Origin of the sequence: Tangfeifania diversioriginum (assembly GCF_900141875.1) — a bacterium.
GTDB lineage: Bacteria > Bacteroidota > Bacteroidia > Bacteroidales > Prolixibacteraceae > Tangfeifania > Tangfeifania diversioriginum.
The window spans coordinates 1-16,962 of record NZ_FQZE01000038.1 but is presented as its reverse complement, the minus strand read 5'-3'; the positions used below and the strand labels follow the sequence as shown (position 1 = coordinate 16,962).

Sequence of the window (16,962 nt, the reverse complement as noted above, 5' to 3'; positions counted from 1 at the left end):
ACAAAATCGATGGCAAAAAAAATAGTGGCATTTGGCGAAGTGGTCTGGGATATTTTACCCGACGGAAAAGTTTTGGGAGGAACGCCTTCTAATTTGGTTTTTCGGTGCAATTCTTTCGGCGAAAAGGGATTCCTGCTTTCGCGCGTGGGCGACGATGAGCTGGGAAACGAAGCGCTTAACCGGCTGGAAGAACTGGGGATTTCAATCTTGGATGTGCAGTTGGATTCTGAATTTCCTACCGGAACAGTGAATGTGGAATTCGATAAAAACGGCGAACCCATTTTTAAGGTAACTCCTGATGTTGCCTTCGATCATATTGAATTTTCTGCCGAAGCGCTAAAACTGGTGCGTAACGCTAATTGCCTGTTTTTTGGATTGCTTCCGCAGCGGTTTGGTATTTCTAAAAATACCATTCGCGAACTCATCAATGAATCACGGCGTGCACTCAAATTTTTCGATTTAAAACTTTTTCAGCACTTTTTTAATGTGGGTGTGGTTGAAAATATGCTCCGGTCATCAAACATTGTGCGCATCAAGGAGAAAGAAATTGGGTTTTTAACTGAAAAACTAAACCTGAACCCGGGTGACGTGGAAAGTTTTGGAAATCAGTTGCTCAAAAAATACAAGGTTGATTTGGTGATTGTTACCCGCGGAACCCGTGGCGTATGCGCGTTTCATAAAAAACAAGGCGCATTTTGGGATTCGGGTTACAAAGTAGAGCTGAATGACAACATTGGTTCGGGAATGGCACTGGCTGCCGGGTTTTTGCATTATTTCCTCAATGGCAGCTCCATACAGGAAGCACTCAATTTTGGAAATGCCGCCGGTGCCCTGAATGCCACCCGGATGGGAGCTACATCATTTTTCGATAAAAAAGATGTACTGAAATTCATGGAAACAACCCCCAAAAGAACTTAAGTGCAGCCCACTGTAATATTTTCGAATTAAACAATATTATTAAACACATATTAAAAAGTAACCCTTGCCACTGATTTGCTGTTTAAATGAGTATGAAACGCGATGCAGCAAATATTGCTCGAAACCTTACCGGAAAACTTTGGAGTAACTACCTCGAACGTGTTCCATGCGCAAAAAAGTACGATGAAATAGTTGCACAAAAAGGGGGACACACAGTAATTGATCACCTGGGGTTTCGAACCCTGAATACCCATACCGGAGAGCAACCCGAAGGAATCAGGGCCATAAAGCACATCATAAAATGCCTTGGATATAAACCTGCCGAAAAATATACTTTTATCAAAAAGAAATTAACGGCAGTTCGTTTTGAGCACTCCGATGAAATGTTACCATATATTTGGGTCAGTCAGCTCGAAGTGGATGAGCTGCCCGATTGGGCACAGCATTTAATTAATGAGGCCGTAAAAGATAGCGGTTATGCCCTGTCAAATAAAGGAATTGAATTGTTGAATTTACTCGGCAGGGATGGAATTATTACTTCCGAAGCTGCCGATCTTCTCGAAAATGAGTTGCTGAAATATTTTATCAGGCCATGGAATATTCCTGAAAAAGAAGCGGTTTTAAAACTGAATGATATTTCGCAATATGCCGCCTGGGTAATGCTGCATGGAAATGCCGTGAGCCATTTTGCCGCTTCGGTAAACGGACAGGGAGTTAATGAATGGCCCGATTTTGAAACTACTTGCAATGCGTTAAAAGAAAAGAAGATTTTTAGCGAGGTGACTATCCAGGGAACCCCGGGAAGCCTGTTGCAACAGTGCGCCACTCCTGCCGTAAAGGAAGAGCTTGAAGTAAAAGATAATGGCGGCAGGGTTTTTATAAACTGGACGTATGCGTATTTTGAGTTGGTTCAGCGCGGTTTCACAGAAGAAAACGGCAAAAAATTGTTATTCCGTGAATTTATTACCGAACAGGAACGCCACCTGTTTTATATGACCCAAACGCTCGACAATTAATACACTTCAGGTACATACGTCATTTCTTCAAGCGGAGGACGCACATAACCTTTGTTGTCTTTGCGCGGCGGTAGCTCCAGCGGGTCAGGCGTTAAATCTTCGTAAGGTATCAACGACAAAAGGTGATGGATGCAATTGAGCCGCGCCCGCTTTTTGTTATCGGCATCAACCATGTACCACGGGCTGATTTTGGTGTCGGTATAGGCAAACATTTCATCCTTTGCTTTTGAATATTCCACGTACATTTCCCTCGATTTTAAATCCATCGGACTTAGCTTCCACCGTTTGGTTGGATCCTGGTTGCGGTCGATAAAACGTTTTTCCTGCACTTCCTCGCTTACCGAAAACCAGTATTTTATGAGAATGATTCCGGAGCGAATAAGCATCCGTTCAAAATTGGGGCACGACCGCAGAAACTCCCAGTACTCTTCGTTGGTGCAAAAGCCCATCACTTTTTCAACACCTGCCCGGTTATACCAGCTGCGGTCGAACAGCACCATTTCACCGGCAGCCGGCAAATGGGGAACATACCGTTGGAAGTACCATTGGGTTTTTTCCCGTTCCGTGGGTGTGCCCAGGGCAACCACCCGGCAAATGCGCGGATTCAGCACTTGCGTTATGCGTTTAATGGTGCCGCCTTTCCCGGCAGCATCACGCCCTTCGAAAATAACAATTACTTTCAGTCCCTTGCGTTTAATCCACTCCTGTAATTTTACCAGCTCAATTTGCAGCTTGTTCAGTTCGCTTTCGTAAACTTTTTTCCTGATTTTTCTGGGAGTGCCCGAATTGTTATTTTGGTTTTCCATACGAGTGGATTGATTTATTGCTATCAAAAACTTAAAGTTACAAAAAAAAAGTTTTGGGAAGGAAAAATAACTGAAGGTGTTGGAACTGTTTTTCCCAATTCCAAATGTAGTATTATGCGTGTAACTTAATTCCGTGAATAAGACCATAATGTGAAGCTCAGGAAGTTTTCCTGGGCTTTATTATTAACCGCAGCGAAAGGTTGTAAGTGAAATAGTTGGTAAGCCAGTTCACAAAAATGAAAAACCGGTTTTTAGTGCCAATAATACTCATCAGGTGAACGAACATCCAGGTGACCCAGGCGAAGAACCCGCCAAATTTGAGAAACGGCAAATCTACAACAGCAAGGTTGCGGCCAACGGTTGCCATGGTTCCCATGTCTTTGTAACGGAAGGGCAGGAGTGGTTTTCCCTGCATTTCGCGCACCAGGTTTCTGGCCAGGTTTTCGGCCTGCTGAATGGCACCCGGAGCTACCTGCGGGTGCCCCGACGGATATTCCGAAGTTGCCATTGAGGCGATATCGCCAATGGCATAAATGTTATCGGTTCCATTCACTTTGTTGAATTCGTTTACTGAAATTCTTCCATTGGGTAGAAACGTGCCGGCAGGCAACCCGGTTACAGGTGTGCCTTTCATTCCTGCTGCCCACACCACATTTGAACTTAAAATAGCGCCGGCATCAGTATCCACGGTTTGACCGTTGTACGATTCCACCCGCGTGTTCAATAACACGTTAACGCCCAGTTTTTGAAGGTACCTTTTGGCTTTTTGAGAAGAAAGCGACATGCCACCCAGCAGGCGACCGGTAGCTTCAATAAGGAAAATGTTCATTTTTGAAAAATCAAGTTCCGGGTACTCTTTGGGCAAAATGGAATTGCGCAGTTCGGCTACGGCACCGGCCAGCTCTACGCCCGTGGGGCCGCCACCCACTATGGCAATGTTAAGCGCTGCTTCCCGCTCTTGATCGTTGGCTGTTACCAGTGCATTTTCATAATTCTTCAATATCTGGTTGCGGATGTACAATGCTTCCGAAACAGTTTTCAGGCCAATCCCGTTTTCTTCTACATCGCGGTTACCGAAAAAGTTGGTTGTAGTGCCCAGCGCAACAACCAGCTTGTCGTATTTGTAAAAACCTTTGCTGGTTTGCACCAGATGGTTTTGGGCATCGATTTTTTCAATTTCAGCAATACGAATGAAAACATTTTGCCTTTTCTGAAAAATTTTACGAATGGGAAAACTGATACTGCTGGGTTCCAATCCGGCAGTGGCCACCTGGTAAAGCAGCGGCTGAAACTGATGGTAGTTGTTCCGGTCAATTACCACCACCTGATTATTTTTGTGTTTTGCCAGGAGCCGGGCAAGTTTAAGCCCGCCAAATCCGGCCCCCAGAATAACAATTCGTTGCTGCCCTTTTTGGGGAGAGGGAATATTTATGTCAGTGTTTTCCATTTTTACAGCCATTTTTGTGTTAATGCTGCAACATGACAGTATGAACAAAGTTCAGTTTAATCCATTCCCCCGGTGCAATCGAGGCAGGCAAGCGCGTAGGCATCGTATTCATCAAACGCGGGGCCCGGTTTGCCGCCTAAAACGATAATGCGATCGATCCTGATTTGCTCTCCGTTGTCAAGCTTAACAAACTCTTCGTTTTCTGAATTGGTTTGAATTTCCTTCACCTTAGCTTTTGCACTCTTTATACTGTTTTCGTCTCCAAAATAGTGGACAGCCACAACTTTTTCTTCTGAGATGGCTTTTTCAACTATTTCGTAATAATCAGGATCGACGGGAAGATATCGGGTACTCATTTTTGTTAATTTTTAAGGTTAAACACTTCGCCTGCTGGCCGATAAAAACCCCAGGTAGATGAGTGTGATTACTTTCAATACTTCAGCAACTCCAAAAAGCAGGTGTGCCATTGACTCACCCGGGGTGTTGCCTGAAATAATCTGTTCTGCCCGGTGCGAAAGTTCAGGAAGAAGCCAGAAAGTTTGCACGGCCAGCAACATCAAAACAGCGGCAGATAAGTAAAAGTGGCGTAGCGGTAATTTTCTGAAACTTAAAATGGAATGAATTGTCAAAAGTGCCAAAAACAACCATTCTACGCGATTCAGTGCTGTAAACACCAGCTTCCCGATGCTTAATCCGGTAGCCAGCGTTACGCCAGGTGCCTGAAATTTCAACCAGGCTTCCAAAAAACTGATGGAGCTAACGAACCCGGCCCAGAAGAAAAAAATTGCAGTTATTGTAACCGGTGCTTTTTGCATGGTATCAGAATTTTTTTTCCATTGTTATCGCTTTTTGAAAAAGGATGTTGTTCTCCAGGTGGATGTGCCTGTGCAGGTCTTTTTCAAATTCGTTCAGCTGTTTCATGGTCACCTGGTAGGTGGCGCATCCGTCTGCCGGAACCTGGTAATTATCGGTGAGTTCCGAAATCTGCTCAAATCTTTCCCCTTCATTTTCATGATCTTCCATCATTTCGACAATGGGATTGGCCACTCCGCCGAATGGTGACTTTGGTAATGGTTTGTGCTCGTTGTGTGCTCTCTCCATTTTTTTAACAAAAGGGAACAACATGAGTTCCTCTTTTTGCATGTGTTTGGTCAGTTCACCTGCCGATTTGTAGAACAGATCCCTTACCTGTGCCAGTTCAGGATGACTTTCTCCGTGCACATCTGCAATCTTTTTTAGATTTTCCTTCAGAACCGGGATGGATTTCTGAACATAGGAATGGTGGCGGTTTACAATGTAATCGGCTAAAGTGCCCATTTCCATGCTGTTAATGTAGTCTGCGTCAGGATCAGATTCCTGCAGTTGTTCTTCCAGCCGGCTGATAAGCTGTTCTGTTTCCACGCCTGCTTTTTGACAGGCTTCTGATATGCTTTGCTCGCCGCCACAACAATAATCTATTTTATTGGCCTGAAATATTTCGGCTGCTTTAAAATTGGTTTTTACTACTTCGCCCACATTTGTATCTGGTGTAATTTGCATGACACATTTTTTTAATTAATATCTTTCGAATTTATGAAATATCCATTAATGCACAAAAAGGTCCTTTTATTTAGATTGTTGTTTTAGTGAAATGTTATTATTGAAGTTTCGAAAGGGGAAAAGCAATTCCGGATTTATCAGTCAGTAAGAATATACGCACCGAATAATGCATCATCATTTGTTTCTGTCAACGCAAAAAAGCCGGATTCAATTTTGCCATCTTTTAATTTTAAGGGATGGTTGGCTTGCATTTCGCGGACAAAAGTTGCAAATGGTTTTCCCTTCTGATAAAATGTTTTGAATAGCCCTGACGATTTTGGTGCCAGCAGTTTTTCGAGTTGCAGGGACAGCAGCCCCATGTTTTGTCGCACATTAATTTCGAGGCAGGGGTTTACGCGCAGTTGACCTGAAATATCCCTGAAAAGCAATGTGTCCACACCAAAAAATCCCTCGTAGTTTTTGGCCAGCGGACTTGATTCAATAGTTTTAACAAGAGGTTCTTTCAATAGATGAGGAAGCTCCCGGGCAAACTGGAGTTCTTCAGGAGAAACATCAGCTGGCTTGCTTTTCAGGAAGTTGCCCTGGTACTGGCCTTTTTTATCAGTAAGAAAAATACGTTTCCCCAGAAAAGCAACTTTACCTTGTTTCAATTCAAACTGAAGTGACATGTCCATGACTTTATCGAGCAAAGGCTCTGCAACAGCGTAGCCCTGGTCGTTGACAATTCCCTTTAGTTTTTCCCACACTTTTGGGACCACCGGCGTTTTGGTTATGGGTTGCAATCCTCTTCCCGAGCTACTCCACGGAGCCTTTACCATAAGTTTTCCCCAGCGGTCAATCAGCGTTTCCATTTCGCGTTTATTGCTGACAACTTCGGGAAGCATTGATGGCGGCAATATTTTTTCCGGTGGCAGCTGCGGAAGCGTTTTCCTGAGAATTTGCAGTCCGAATTTTTTGGAGTAAAGTTCACGGTCGCCGGGCTGCCATTTGAAAACCGGAGAATGCTGAAACGGAACGGAACAGGAACTTTTCAGTGGTTCCAGTAATTTGTGGGCCACCGGGCTCCAGCCCCACGGCATCAGCCGGTTGAGTTTTTCACCGTTCAGCTTGTATTTCAAAGCTTCCTCCAGCAGAACAAACCGGGGAAGCGAAATTCCCTGCATTTTTAGTTTTTGCAGGAACTTTTCAGTGGGTAATTTTTTTACCAGTACAATATCGTGAGGCTTTGCAAAAAATAGTGGCAGCATCCCCAAATCTTCTTCCATCTTTTGTAACAGCCGGTTGGGTTGCCACGAAGTAGTTCCGTTGGCCACGGCATACTCGCAGGTGGGATTGAAAAAATAAATGTTCGGCCGCTGTTGCGTTGTCATAAATGCAAAAATAGGAAAGATTTGAAGAAGAGTTCCAGGTTGCAAGTTATGGGTTTCAGGTTTCTTGTTGTTCAATGGAGCGTTTGTTCCAATTAATATTCACTATTTGAATTTCGGATTGCAAGGAATTGCCTGAATCCCCCTTCTGTTCCCCCTTTGGTTCGGGGTTCCGGTTTCAAACGGCGGCAGTGCCCAAAGGGGGACTTGGGGAGCTGCGAACCTGGATTGTTGGCAGAATTTACTTCCGGCTTCTTCAAAAATTCTTCTTCAAAAAGTCATAAGCATTGCTGTGCATAAAACGCTGCACAATATCGGCCGCTGTTATTTTGTTGTATTGTTTCAGGTTATCCGATTGGTTGGATGCGATGAAATTGTAGGCATGTTTCTCGAGGTAGCTGTCGAATAGTGGCATTTCTTCGGCGGTCCAGAAACCGTTCAGCGGATTGACCATCCCGTCGTTGTCCGTGCCGATGCACTGAATGCCCCACGCATACTGGTCGTGCCGGTTCAACACCTCGGCCACATGCTGAATCTGGTTCCAAATCATTTTCGACTGTTTAAACAACATACGCCGCCGGTTCAGGTTGGTGCCGGTTTTTTTCAGTTCCATTTCGCTGCCCACACGCCGCTCGTCGAACTGAATACCAAACAAACCACCCGATTTCGCAATGCGTACCAGCTCGTCGTCGTAAATATTGATATCGTCGGCTTGAAACTTCCCGTAATTAAACAGGTCGTCCTCCACCAGTTCTTTGTACGAACGAAATCCATTTACCGCGCCATGACTTACAATCAGCGGAATAGTTTCGCCTCCGAAATTTTTTTCGAGGTAGTTGTAGTATTCATTTCGGGCCTTCACACTCATGTGTTTCAGATCTACCAAAACACGTTTGCCGTTTTTATTGTCCAGCATTTTTTCCAGCATTTTCCGACCCAGGTCCGAAAAACCTTCATTCAGGTTATCCGACTGGTCGATCATTTTTCGAACTACTCCTTTTAAGCTTTGGGCGTGGCCTACCATTTCATTGTCGAAATGATGGGTTAATCCTGCAAAAAACAACCGGGGATCCCAGTTTTTCACTTTGTCGATATTGGCCAGAACTTCCTTTGGATCGGCTGTTTTCCCCATCATTTTCAAACCGGTGTTAAATACATGTGTTCCTTCGATGGTAAGAATTACAAAAATTGTTTTTACCTCCGGATCGCGGTTTTCTTCAATTTCGTTAAACGATGAAACAATTTTATACCGGTACAATTTCCCGTCAACCCGCACTTTATGCCCGTCGAGCTGTTTGTAGAAATCGTATTCCATTTGCAGGTCGGTAAAATAATCGTCCATTTTTTGCACGTGGTCGATACGTTTTTTGCCCAGCCCTGTTACCAGGTTCCCGATGACGTCTCCCGGCAGGCCGGTGCCCAGTTTGGTCATTACAAAACTTTTTTCCAGTCCGCACAGCGATACAAATACCACATCGGCGCCGCCTTTGGCCAGCGAGGTAAAATCGGCCTGCCGAAACTTAGTGAGGGTAGTGGTGATGTTGGCAATTTTATCCAGCGTGGTAGGCGCATCGTAATGCCAGATGCTGTTGCTGCGGTTTTTGTTGGAACTGTTTTTACCCGGAGTACTGTTAAAACTTTTTCCCAGCGGCTTCATTGCCGGGTGCGTGTGTAAATCGATAAACGGTGTTTCCATAATAATTAAAGAATTAATTGTATTTAATTCTTTAATTTACGCAAAATGAGCCGGAAGTCAAGGGGGTAGGTTGCTGATTCTTTGCTTTTGTTGGCAATTTGTTGCGAATTTCCGAATGCAGGTAACTACCTGAATCCCCCTTCTGTTCCCCCTTTGGTTCAAGGTTCCGGTTTCAAACGGCGGCAGTGCCCAAAGCACCGAAGGTATTCCCATGGAAGGGGACGAGGGAGCTGCGAATGTGCCTGGTTGGTTCTTTTTTGCAGCGGCTCGTCCCCTTTTGACGTTGGATGTTGAATTAGAATCGTGAATTTGCCAGTCAAAGGGGGATTTAGGGGGATTTCAAAATCGGATGTTTTTTTTGATTTTCATTTTTTGATTTACTTTTGAATTAATTGTTGCAGACTGAATTCCGGATTTATCTAAACTGCCGAAAAGGGGACGTGGAGCTGCAAATTTTGGCAGCCGGTTCATTTTAACTAACGGCCCGGTTTCTTTTACCTCTTTTATATCCGAAATTCGATATCCGAAAGAAAATTTTAGCGGGGTTGCATATTCCGCGTCCTTGCCCGGGCTCCGCCCTCTGCTCAATTCACAATTCCCGGTAGGGTAAACCAGTTCCTGTGGATAATATATTACGGAACGCAAATTTTTAAATAAAAATTTGAGTGTACGGAAAGGATGGTATCTCTTACTTTGACAAAAAAATACTTAAGGGTATTAAATTTTTTTTGAAATTGTGCGTTTCTGAAACATACAAACAGAAAAACAAATTGCCATGAAAAAAAGAAAAGTATTATCGGTTATTTTAGTCCTGTTAACCATGGGCTTTGTTGGCTGCCAGAAAGAAGACATGAACGAATCCGGCCCTGCATCTATGGGCGTAAAAATGGTGGCACTAAACACAAGTTATTCGTTGCCGGTTGTAAACAGCAGCACCAAATCGGCTGTTGCATCGCCTGCCATTGCATGGGATGAAGTGCAAATGGTAGTTTCGGAAGTGGAACTGGAAGCCGAGCTGAAAAGCCTGATAACACACGAAGATTCCATTGAAATTGAATACAAATGGAAAGGTCCGCAGGTAGTTAATCTGCTGGATTCAACCCAAAGTTTCGGCAATTTTATCCTGCAACCCGGTTTTTACGACGAAATTGAGCTGAAAGTGGAAGGGGAACGGGAAGATGCCCACCCCGAACCGGTATTTTACATGAGCGGAAATTACACCAATGCCGCCGATGAAACCATTTCGGTGGTGGTGGAAGTGTACAGCGACCTGGAGTTTAAAACCGAGAAGGAAAGCGTGGAGGTTACGGAAGACAATCAGGACATTACCAGCACCATTCAGCTTTACCTCGATGAACTGATGGCCGGAATTTCGCCCGAACAACTTGACAACGCAACGTTTTCAGAGGGTGTTATTGTTATTTCAGAAGACAGCAACAGCCAGTTGTTTCAGTCGGTTTTGGGAAAACTGGCTGAAGACCGCGAATGTCGCTACCGGCACAAAAACTGGTATGATGATGACGACGACGATGATTAAATGAGTACCGAAAGGATGGCATCCCTTTTCTCAGCATCAAAAAATTGGGAGCGATTCGCATCGCAGAAGATTTTTTGCAGCGCGAGGGATGTCATCCTTTTATCACTGCGACTGAAAACTGCTTCTCACGGTCGAATTTCCACCACGGCGCCGTTTGCAGGATTCCATATATCGAGATTGCCGGGTACAACAAACGGATTGTCATTGGGAACAGAAGCTACTTCCGCTGCATTGTCCGTTTTAATGGTTCTTAATTCCATGCCTTTTTTATCGACAAAAATCCATTTAAACTGGTTAAAAACACCGCTGTCACGCGTCCAGCTTTTCGGGTCATCATTCTCACGAAGCGGCGCTCCCCAGCATCCTTCGCCCACATAAACGGTACCTCTGCGGTTATCCCGTACAAAACCTTCGTCGCTTCTGCGTCCGGTGGATGGTTTCACCGGCCAGGTGGTTTTTACCGTGTGCGCATCGCACTCCACCACCAGCTTCACCTTTTCGTCGTAAAACAGTTTTGCCCAGTGCATGTATTGCATGTCCCCTTCCTTTTTGGTTGAAACATGGGGCCGCATGGGTTTATGATACTGAGCAATTTTCCAGGTGGCATTTTTATGTTCCGCCAAATCTTTTTTCAGCCACCGGGTTTGATTTCCGGCAATGGCAATTTCCGTATTGAGCACATACGCACGCATCAGGTTGTCGCCAATGGTAAGGGCGTAATAAATTTTTTCCGAAGGTGTATCGAACAGGTGGTACACCATTTCGTTGTTTTTCTCATGGTTTCCCCGCGCTGCAATTACCGGATACATTCTGCCGTCGTCGCTGATGGTTAACTGCCAGTCTTCCAGCCATACCTGCCACTGTTCCGGCGTACCGCTAACGGTCATGTCGCCGCCAAAAAGCACAGCATGAGGTTTCAGCTTGCTCACCAAAATGTTGGCATTCCGGCGCGGCACCGGGTTGTTCCGCGAATCTCCCCCTGCAATGAAAGACAGCCGGGCATCCGGATCCATCGGCGCGGTTTTAAACCAAAACCGTTTGCTCACTCCTTCACTGTCTTTTATAACGAAATAGTACGCCGTGTTGGGCGAAAGGCCGGCCAGCCGCACGAAGTTATTTTCCATTTCCGCAAACTGCACCGTCCGGTTGGGTTTGGCGTTCAACGTGTAGTCTTCCCAGGAAATCCCGTGATCCTCTTTTCCGTAATACACCACCGGATTTTCACCCGAAACCTGTTCCCAGCCGATAACAACCGATGTGGCAGGATTGTCCCTCAGCGTCAGCCGGTACTTGCTGGTTTTTGCAAACGTTTGTGAGGCGAGGGCAAGAAGGAAAATGAAAAGGAAACTGCGCATAAAATGTTTTTTATTTGTAGATGAATTAAACATAGTTTCTGTAAGTTATGTTGTAGAAAAATTGACTTCACTAATATTTACAGTCAAATAGTTCTGATATGAATTTTAAACATTCCAATATCCAATTGGTTCACATTACATTGCGGCTCGCCACTTTCCTGTTGTTTGCCGGAAGGGCGTGGCAGCACCTGTTTTGGGATGCGCCGTTCAGGGCGTTGTTGTGGGAACAGAATATCATGGAGGGCATTGTGCTGTTTCTCCGGGGTGGCACCTGGCAGGAGTACGTAACCAGCGCCGCCACCGACCGGTTTATCCAGTGGGCCATTACCGGCTTCGGTATTTTTTACGCCTTGATGGCCCTTGTTACCCTGTTTATTCGCGAAAAACACCATAAAAAATTCCTGGCTCCGTACATCCTCTCTTCTGTTTCGCTGGCGTTTCTCGCTTTTTTGTACACCATGGAAAAGTTTTATCACGCGGGGCAGTTTTTCGAGTACGCCATCCAGATTGTGCTTCCGCTGCTGTTCTGGTACACGTTAACACAGCGGATGAACCCGGGCAGGCTGCTGACGGCGATGAAAATAGTCATCGCGCTCACTTTTTCCGCACACGGTTTGTATGCCACCGGCTTTTACCCGCAGCCCGGGGTGTTTGTCGATATGTTTATTTCCATACTCTGTGTTTCGGAAACGGCTGCTGTAAAAATGCTGTTCGTTGCCGGAATCCTCGACTTTGGCGTTTCGGTTGCCCTGTTTATTCCGCGGCTGAGCCGGTATGCCTTGCTGTATGCCGCGCTGTGGGGCGGGTTAACCGCTGTGGCACGAACATGGGCCAATTTTTATTTCGATTTTCCCCTCAGCAGTTTGCATCAGCACCTGCATGAAACCCTCTTTCGCCTGCCTCACATGCTGGTTCCGCTGGCCGCGTTTTTTATTTTGCAGAAGCTGAAGGAAACCCGGAGGCTGCAAACCGCGCAGTAAGTCTGTCATTTCGGCCGCAGGCTGGCCGATCAGTTAATGAAAACTTCGTCACCTTAAGTCTTCAGATTTTGGAATTTCTTATTTTTTTCTGCTGATGTGTATTTGAACAAATTCATCCTGAAAAATCTTTAATAACCAGGATACAACGATGCAGGGGGATTACAGCTTTGGCAGTAATATTGAATTTTTTAAACCAATCAGTACTTAATATGAATAACGAACATCAAAAGAAAAAACAAGCCGGTAACCTGTTGTTTTTAGGCTTTCTGCTTTTTTTGCTGGGTTTAATCACCGGATTAATTGTTCCCGCGTTTGCCAGTCCGCGACTGGCTGTTTCCAGTCATATAGAAGGGGTTTTAAACGGAATTTTTCTTGTGGTATTGGGATTGGTGTGGCATAAACTGGCATTACCGGGTAAGGCGTTGAAAATTACCTATTGGCTGGCACTGTACGGAACTTTTGCCAATTGGTTTGGAATATTGGTAGCCGCGGTGTTTAATGCCGGCAAAATGCTGGGCGTTGTTGCCGGAGGACAGGAAGGTCCCCCGCTTGCCGAGGCAGTTGTTTCCTTTTTCCTGGTAACGCTTTCCATTGCTATGGTAATTATCAGTGTTATGGTTTTGGCAGGCCTGAAAAAAAGTTCAAAATACGATAGCCCGGTCAACAGAAGCGAATAGTTACAGCTATACATTTTCGTTTTTAACGGCAGGCTCTTCCATCTGGTGAATGGTAACTGTTTTCCCTCCGAACTTTTTACCCTTGCACCAAAAGGAAAAACATTGCCCGGGAAACCTGACATTGGTTTAGCGATTATAAACCCATTATTTTTGCGAAGGGCTGCTTTTATTATTTTGATGCCAGCGGCATCACATGTTTATAGAAGGAATTATGGTTTGGAAAATTCGACTCCGGAGTCGCACCTTCCTGTTTCACGAAATATTTCTATACACATGCAAATCCTCTGGATTTGTTTATGCCCTTAATTTTATGCCGGAACAGCCGATATTACTTTTATGTATGTACACGACAAAAAACGAGAAGCTTCAATACCGATTATCAAATAAATTAAGCTTTTTGTTCGCTTTACTCCAAAAATCTTATTATTTGTATATCGGCATCATTCCATTATCATTATGCTTTGAAAGGTTGATGGGTTTCAAGGAATGATATGAGCCGCATCAAGGGCAAAAACACGAAGCCTGAGATGCTGGTGAGGAGGTTTTTGTTTAAAAACTGAATTTATTAATCTTGTTTGAAATGTCAATTATTTCTTGCCATGCTTGATTAAGTTCAATTTCGTCAAAAGAAGTATATTCATGCAGTTCTTCTTCAAAATTAAATACTCCAACTTTTATTAAATCGTATGGACATTTATAAATATTGCTGTAATATATTTGAAGAATTCTAAATCTCAACTCGGTTGCCCAAATTTCATCGTTTCTATTCATTAATGTTATAGCAAAGCCATTTTCAGGAGTTTGGTCAACTCTGAATATCTCGCCAGTTAAATAATTATTGTGGTGAATATCTATATTTATTCTACTATTAACCTTGATGTTTTTAAAATCAAGATTTAGATATTCATGTGTGTAATTATTAAATTTTTCAATCAGCATATCTTTCTTTACGTTATTTGTTCGATTATCATTGAAATTTGATAACGCAGAATTTAAATAACTAAGTGCAGATTTGCTGTCCTCATTCTTGTGATAATGACCAATGGCACGATCCCAACAGCGAACCATTGTTTTACCACCTCCTGATGTTTCTTGCAGAATTTGTTTTACGGATTGAGGATTTCTTCTTACTTGCTCGAGATAGCGATGTTTAAGTTTCATAATTTTAGGATTTATTAAGTTAAAGTAATTATTTCCCAGCCTAATGGTTTAAGTTTTTCTCTTGCATATTTTTCAGAGATGCGATTTGAAGAGATTGCCAAACATAAAAGATTTTGAGCGCGACTCATAGCGACATAAGCTAATTTTTCTGCCATATCTTGTTCGGGTTTATGATTGAATTGATATGGAACACCTAATAATTGTTCTTTAATTCCCTGAGAATCGTATTTTTTGTTGTAATATGTTTCCAAATATAGTGTAGCTGTGTGAGTTTCTCCTTTTTCACCATGAATAGTATTTATTTTAATAGGAAGATTTTCCTTTGTTCCTTCTTTCCCATATTGAAAGAAGTAAGTATTTTCATTTAGATTATGTAATTTCTCAGTTCTTTCACTTTTTCCCATTTCATCATCAGATTCATTAATTTTTTCAGGATGATTAAAAAATATTGAATCAGATAATTCTATTCCTTTGAGGCTTAATATTTTTTTAGCTACAAATTTCTTTAAGTCTTTTTCTACGTCTATATTAAATAATTCATTACCATGTTTTAACTGTAATGACCAGTCTGACATTTTATCTTTTAAATTGTAATAGATTTTTTCATGTTCCTTTTTTAAATAATTGAAAAAGGTTGTTTTTGAAAATCTGCGTTTGATTGTTTTTTTTCCTTTCGTAATTTCGTTCCGAAAATCATGTAAATCTAAAATATGCAAAATGGCATTGACGATATTTTCTGTGTAATTTGATTTATTTGAAGGAAGTTCTTTCCTCAGGTATTCGATTAATGTTGGAAAATAGGTTTTGGACTTTGATGAATGTTTCTCAAATTTTTTCCAAAAACTTTTCAATGTCAGTTCTTCATCCTCCCTTTTTTTTCCAACCCTTCCAATAGCAACAAATTTTGAATTTTTTATTTTGTGGAGATTATTAACTAAAATGAGTTCTCCAAATTTATTTAAAACCTGGATGTAGTCCTTAGTCTTGGCTTCATCAAATAATATTAAATGGGGAGGTAAAAGAGAATTTCCATTAATGCCTTTAATAAGATAATTTTCTGGCTGTATTCTTAAAGGATTGATTACTATAGCAATATTTTCTCCAAATCTTTTACTCTCAGTTATAAACAAGGAGTCTTCTTTTTTCGGCTTCCATTCTCCACTTTGACCTTCATAGTCATAAATTGCCTGGTTTGGATCACCATATTCTTGAACCACAGTTTTGTCACTTCCTTTAAAAAGTTGATTGGTAATTTGTGATTGATGAATTGCAGTATCTTGCATTTCGTCTATAAAAACAAATCTAAATCGTTCCTGAAATACATTTGCTATTTGTGGATAATTATTTAAATAACTATTTGCTAAACTATATGCATCTTGATATGAAATTATTCCTTTCGATATTAATTTTAATTTATACTTGCAAATATCTTCATAATCTTGGAGAGCTGTTTCACTTTTAGATTTACCATTTCGGAAAGTTCGACCACCAAGTCCATCTGTTATTTTTTGTAGATTATAATCAACGACAAGACGAGATAAGTATTTAATTGCATTTTCATGCTTTTCATCTGTTCTCGTTTTATCCCAATCATTGCTTCTTGTACCACTTCTATATAAAGAATTTTTTAATGGATTGCCTCCGTGCTTTTTAAATCTTAAATGGTGATAAAATATTTTTGCATCAGAATTAACACGGTCATTGTCGATATGTCTAACTCTTGATTGGTATTTACAAGCGCAATAGGGCGCAGCCAAAAATTTATCTATAAAACTTTGGATGGTTCCGAAAAAGTTGGGATATGAAAATAGTCGGGAAGCTCCAATACCAAGTTTTTCCTTTATTAAATCAATTGCAACATTCGTATGGGTTAATACACAAATGCCACGACCATCTTCAAAAGGCATTCTTTTTGAAAGAATAATTAATTTGGCAATTAATGCAGTAGTTTTTCCGCTTCCAGGACATGCAACAATCGACTTATTTTCGAGGCATTTAATTACGTCAATCCGTTCACCTGTTTTCGTCTGTATATCGTCATAAAATTTGGTTGAATCATTTTCAAACAGGATTTTTGAGGCATATTCTATTTCTTCATTTGTGATTGGTTCCATTATTCCGGCATTTGGGTTACATGATAAATAGCTTTCCGTATATATTTAAATTCAGGAGCAGTTTTAATTATTTCAGCGACCTGAGTTTTATTATTTTTTAGATGATGCGTAAATCGCTGAGCAACTATTGCTTTAGAAACATTCCCATTTTTAAGATTTTTTATATAATGTTTTCCAGCAAGAAATTTAATTTTATCATCTTCTATTGCTTTATCCCAAAAATTCGAAGAATGCTCTTTGCAATTAGAAATATCGGCATTGTTAATTTAGTATAGTTTTTTTTTGTATATTTGGATAATTATTAACCTATTATTAATCAATATGAATAGTTGTCCAAAATGTAAAAGCC

General features: G+C 42.1%; 15 protein-coding genes. 5 read left to right on the top strand and 10 right to left on the bottom strand.

The window, feature by feature from the left end:
• Positions 1-9 precede the first annotated feature (9 nt).
• Positions 10-918 (top strand): carbohydrate kinase family protein, encoded by a 909-nt coding sequence (locus BUC07_RS18025; protein WP_175552566.1) that lies wholly within the window; start codon positions 10-12, stop codon positions 916-918.
• 92 nt (positions 919-1,010) lie between these two features.
• Entirely contained in the window at positions 1,011-1,934 is a 924-nt protein-coding gene (locus BUC07_RS18020) for a 2-oxoadipate dioxygenase/decarboxylase family protein (protein WP_073173077.1), read from the top strand.
• Here BUC07_RS18020 and ppk2 read toward each other — a convergent pair.
• The 7 genes from ppk2 to BUC07_RS17985 all read right to left on the bottom strand — a co-directional run bounded on the left by ppk2 (position 1,931) and on the right by BUC07_RS17985 (position 8,789).
• Positions 1,931-2,740 carry a polyphosphate kinase 2 gene (gene ppk2 / locus BUC07_RS18015; protein WP_073173074.1) on the bottom strand — a complete coding sequence of 270 codons (810 nt, stop codon included), beginning with the start codon at positions 2,738-2,740 and terminating at the stop codon, positions 1,931-1,933. The two genes, BUC07_RS18020 and ppk2, sit on opposite strands and share 4 nt — an antisense overlap.
• A gap of 157 nt (positions 2,741-2,897) precedes the next feature.
• Positions 2,898-4,187, bottom strand: a complete 1,290-nt coding sequence (locus BUC07_RS18010; protein ID WP_217652734.1) for an NAD(P)/FAD-dependent oxidoreductase — start codon at positions 4,185-4,187, stop codon at positions 2,898-2,900.
• A 56-nt stretch (positions 4,188-4,243) separates the two neighbouring features.
• Positions 4,244-4,543 (bottom strand): hypothetical protein, encoded by a 300-nt coding sequence (locus BUC07_RS18005; RefSeq protein WP_073173068.1) that lies wholly within the window; start codon positions 4,541-4,543, stop codon positions 4,244-4,246.
• Positions 4,544-4,561: 18 nt separating this feature from the next.
• Positions 4,562-5,002 (bottom strand): hypothetical protein, encoded by a 441-nt coding sequence (locus BUC07_RS18000; RefSeq protein ID WP_073173065.1) that lies wholly within the window; start codon positions 5,000-5,002, stop codon positions 4,562-4,564.
• A 4-nt stretch (positions 5,003-5,006) separates the two neighbouring features.
• Positions 5,007-5,726 carry an iron-sulfur cluster repair di-iron protein gene (gene ric, locus BUC07_RS17995; RefSeq protein ID WP_073173061.1) on the bottom strand — a complete coding sequence of 240 codons (720 nt, stop codon included), beginning with the start codon at positions 5,724-5,726 and terminating at the stop codon, positions 5,007-5,009.
• A 137-nt stretch (positions 5,727-5,863) separates the two neighbouring features.
• On the bottom strand, positions 5,864-7,096 hold the full coding sequence (locus BUC07_RS17990) for a hypothetical protein (protein ID WP_073173058.1): 1,233 nt from the start codon (positions 7,094-7,096) through the stop codon (positions 5,864-5,866).
• 253 nt (positions 7,097-7,349) lie between these two features.
• Positions 7,350-8,789, bottom strand: coding sequence for a membrane dipeptidase (locus tag BUC07_RS17985; protein ID WP_073173055.1), 1,440 nt, complete (start codon positions 8,787-8,789; stop codon positions 7,350-7,352).
• A gap of 775 nt (positions 8,790-9,564) precedes the next feature.
• Here BUC07_RS17985 and BUC07_RS17975 point away from each other — a divergent pair.
• The gene (locus tag BUC07_RS17975) at positions 9,565-10,326 is read left to right on the top strand and encodes a hypothetical protein (protein ID WP_073173048.1); all 762 of its coding nucleotides are present in this window, start codon (positions 9,565-9,567) and stop codon (positions 10,324-10,326) included.
• Positions 10,327-10,451: 125 nt separating this feature from the next.
• Here the strand turns inward: BUC07_RS17975 and BUC07_RS17970 are convergent, their stop codons facing one another.
• On the bottom strand, positions 10,452-11,681 hold the full coding sequence (locus BUC07_RS17970) for a purple acid phosphatase family protein (RefSeq protein WP_175552564.1): 1,230 nt from the start codon (positions 11,679-11,681) through the stop codon (positions 10,452-10,454).
• A gap of 98 nt (positions 11,682-11,779) precedes the next feature.
• Between BUC07_RS17970 and BUC07_RS17965 the strand changes: the two genes are divergently transcribed.
• Both BUC07_RS17965 and BUC07_RS17960 read left to right on the top strand, forming a co-directional pair.
• Positions 11,780-12,661: a hypothetical protein gene (locus BUC07_RS17965; RefSeq protein WP_073173041.1), complete on the top strand. Its 882-nt coding sequence runs from the start codon at positions 11,780-11,782 to the stop codon at positions 12,659-12,661.
• A gap of 209 nt (positions 12,662-12,870) precedes the next feature.
• Entirely contained in the window at positions 12,871-13,338 is a 468-nt protein-coding gene (locus tag BUC07_RS17960; protein WP_073173037.1) for a hydrogenase, read from the top strand.
• 549 nt (positions 13,339-13,887) lie between these two features.
• On the opposite strand, the gene BUC07_RS17955 is transcribed toward BUC07_RS17960, so the two are convergent.
• Together BUC07_RS17955 and BUC07_RS17950 are read right to left on the bottom strand one after the other, a co-directional pair.
• Complete coding sequence (locus tag BUC07_RS17955; RefSeq protein ID WP_073173034.1) at positions 13,888-14,499, bottom strand: hypothetical protein; 612 nt, start codon at positions 14,497-14,499, stop codon at positions 13,888-13,890.
• Positions 14,500-14,513: 14 nt separating this feature from the next.
• Positions 14,514-16,613 (bottom strand): UvrD-helicase domain-containing protein, encoded by a 2,100-nt coding sequence (locus BUC07_RS17950; protein ID WP_073173031.1) that lies wholly within the window; start codon positions 16,611-16,613, stop codon positions 14,514-14,516.
• Positions 16,614-16,962: the final 349 nt, after the last annotated feature.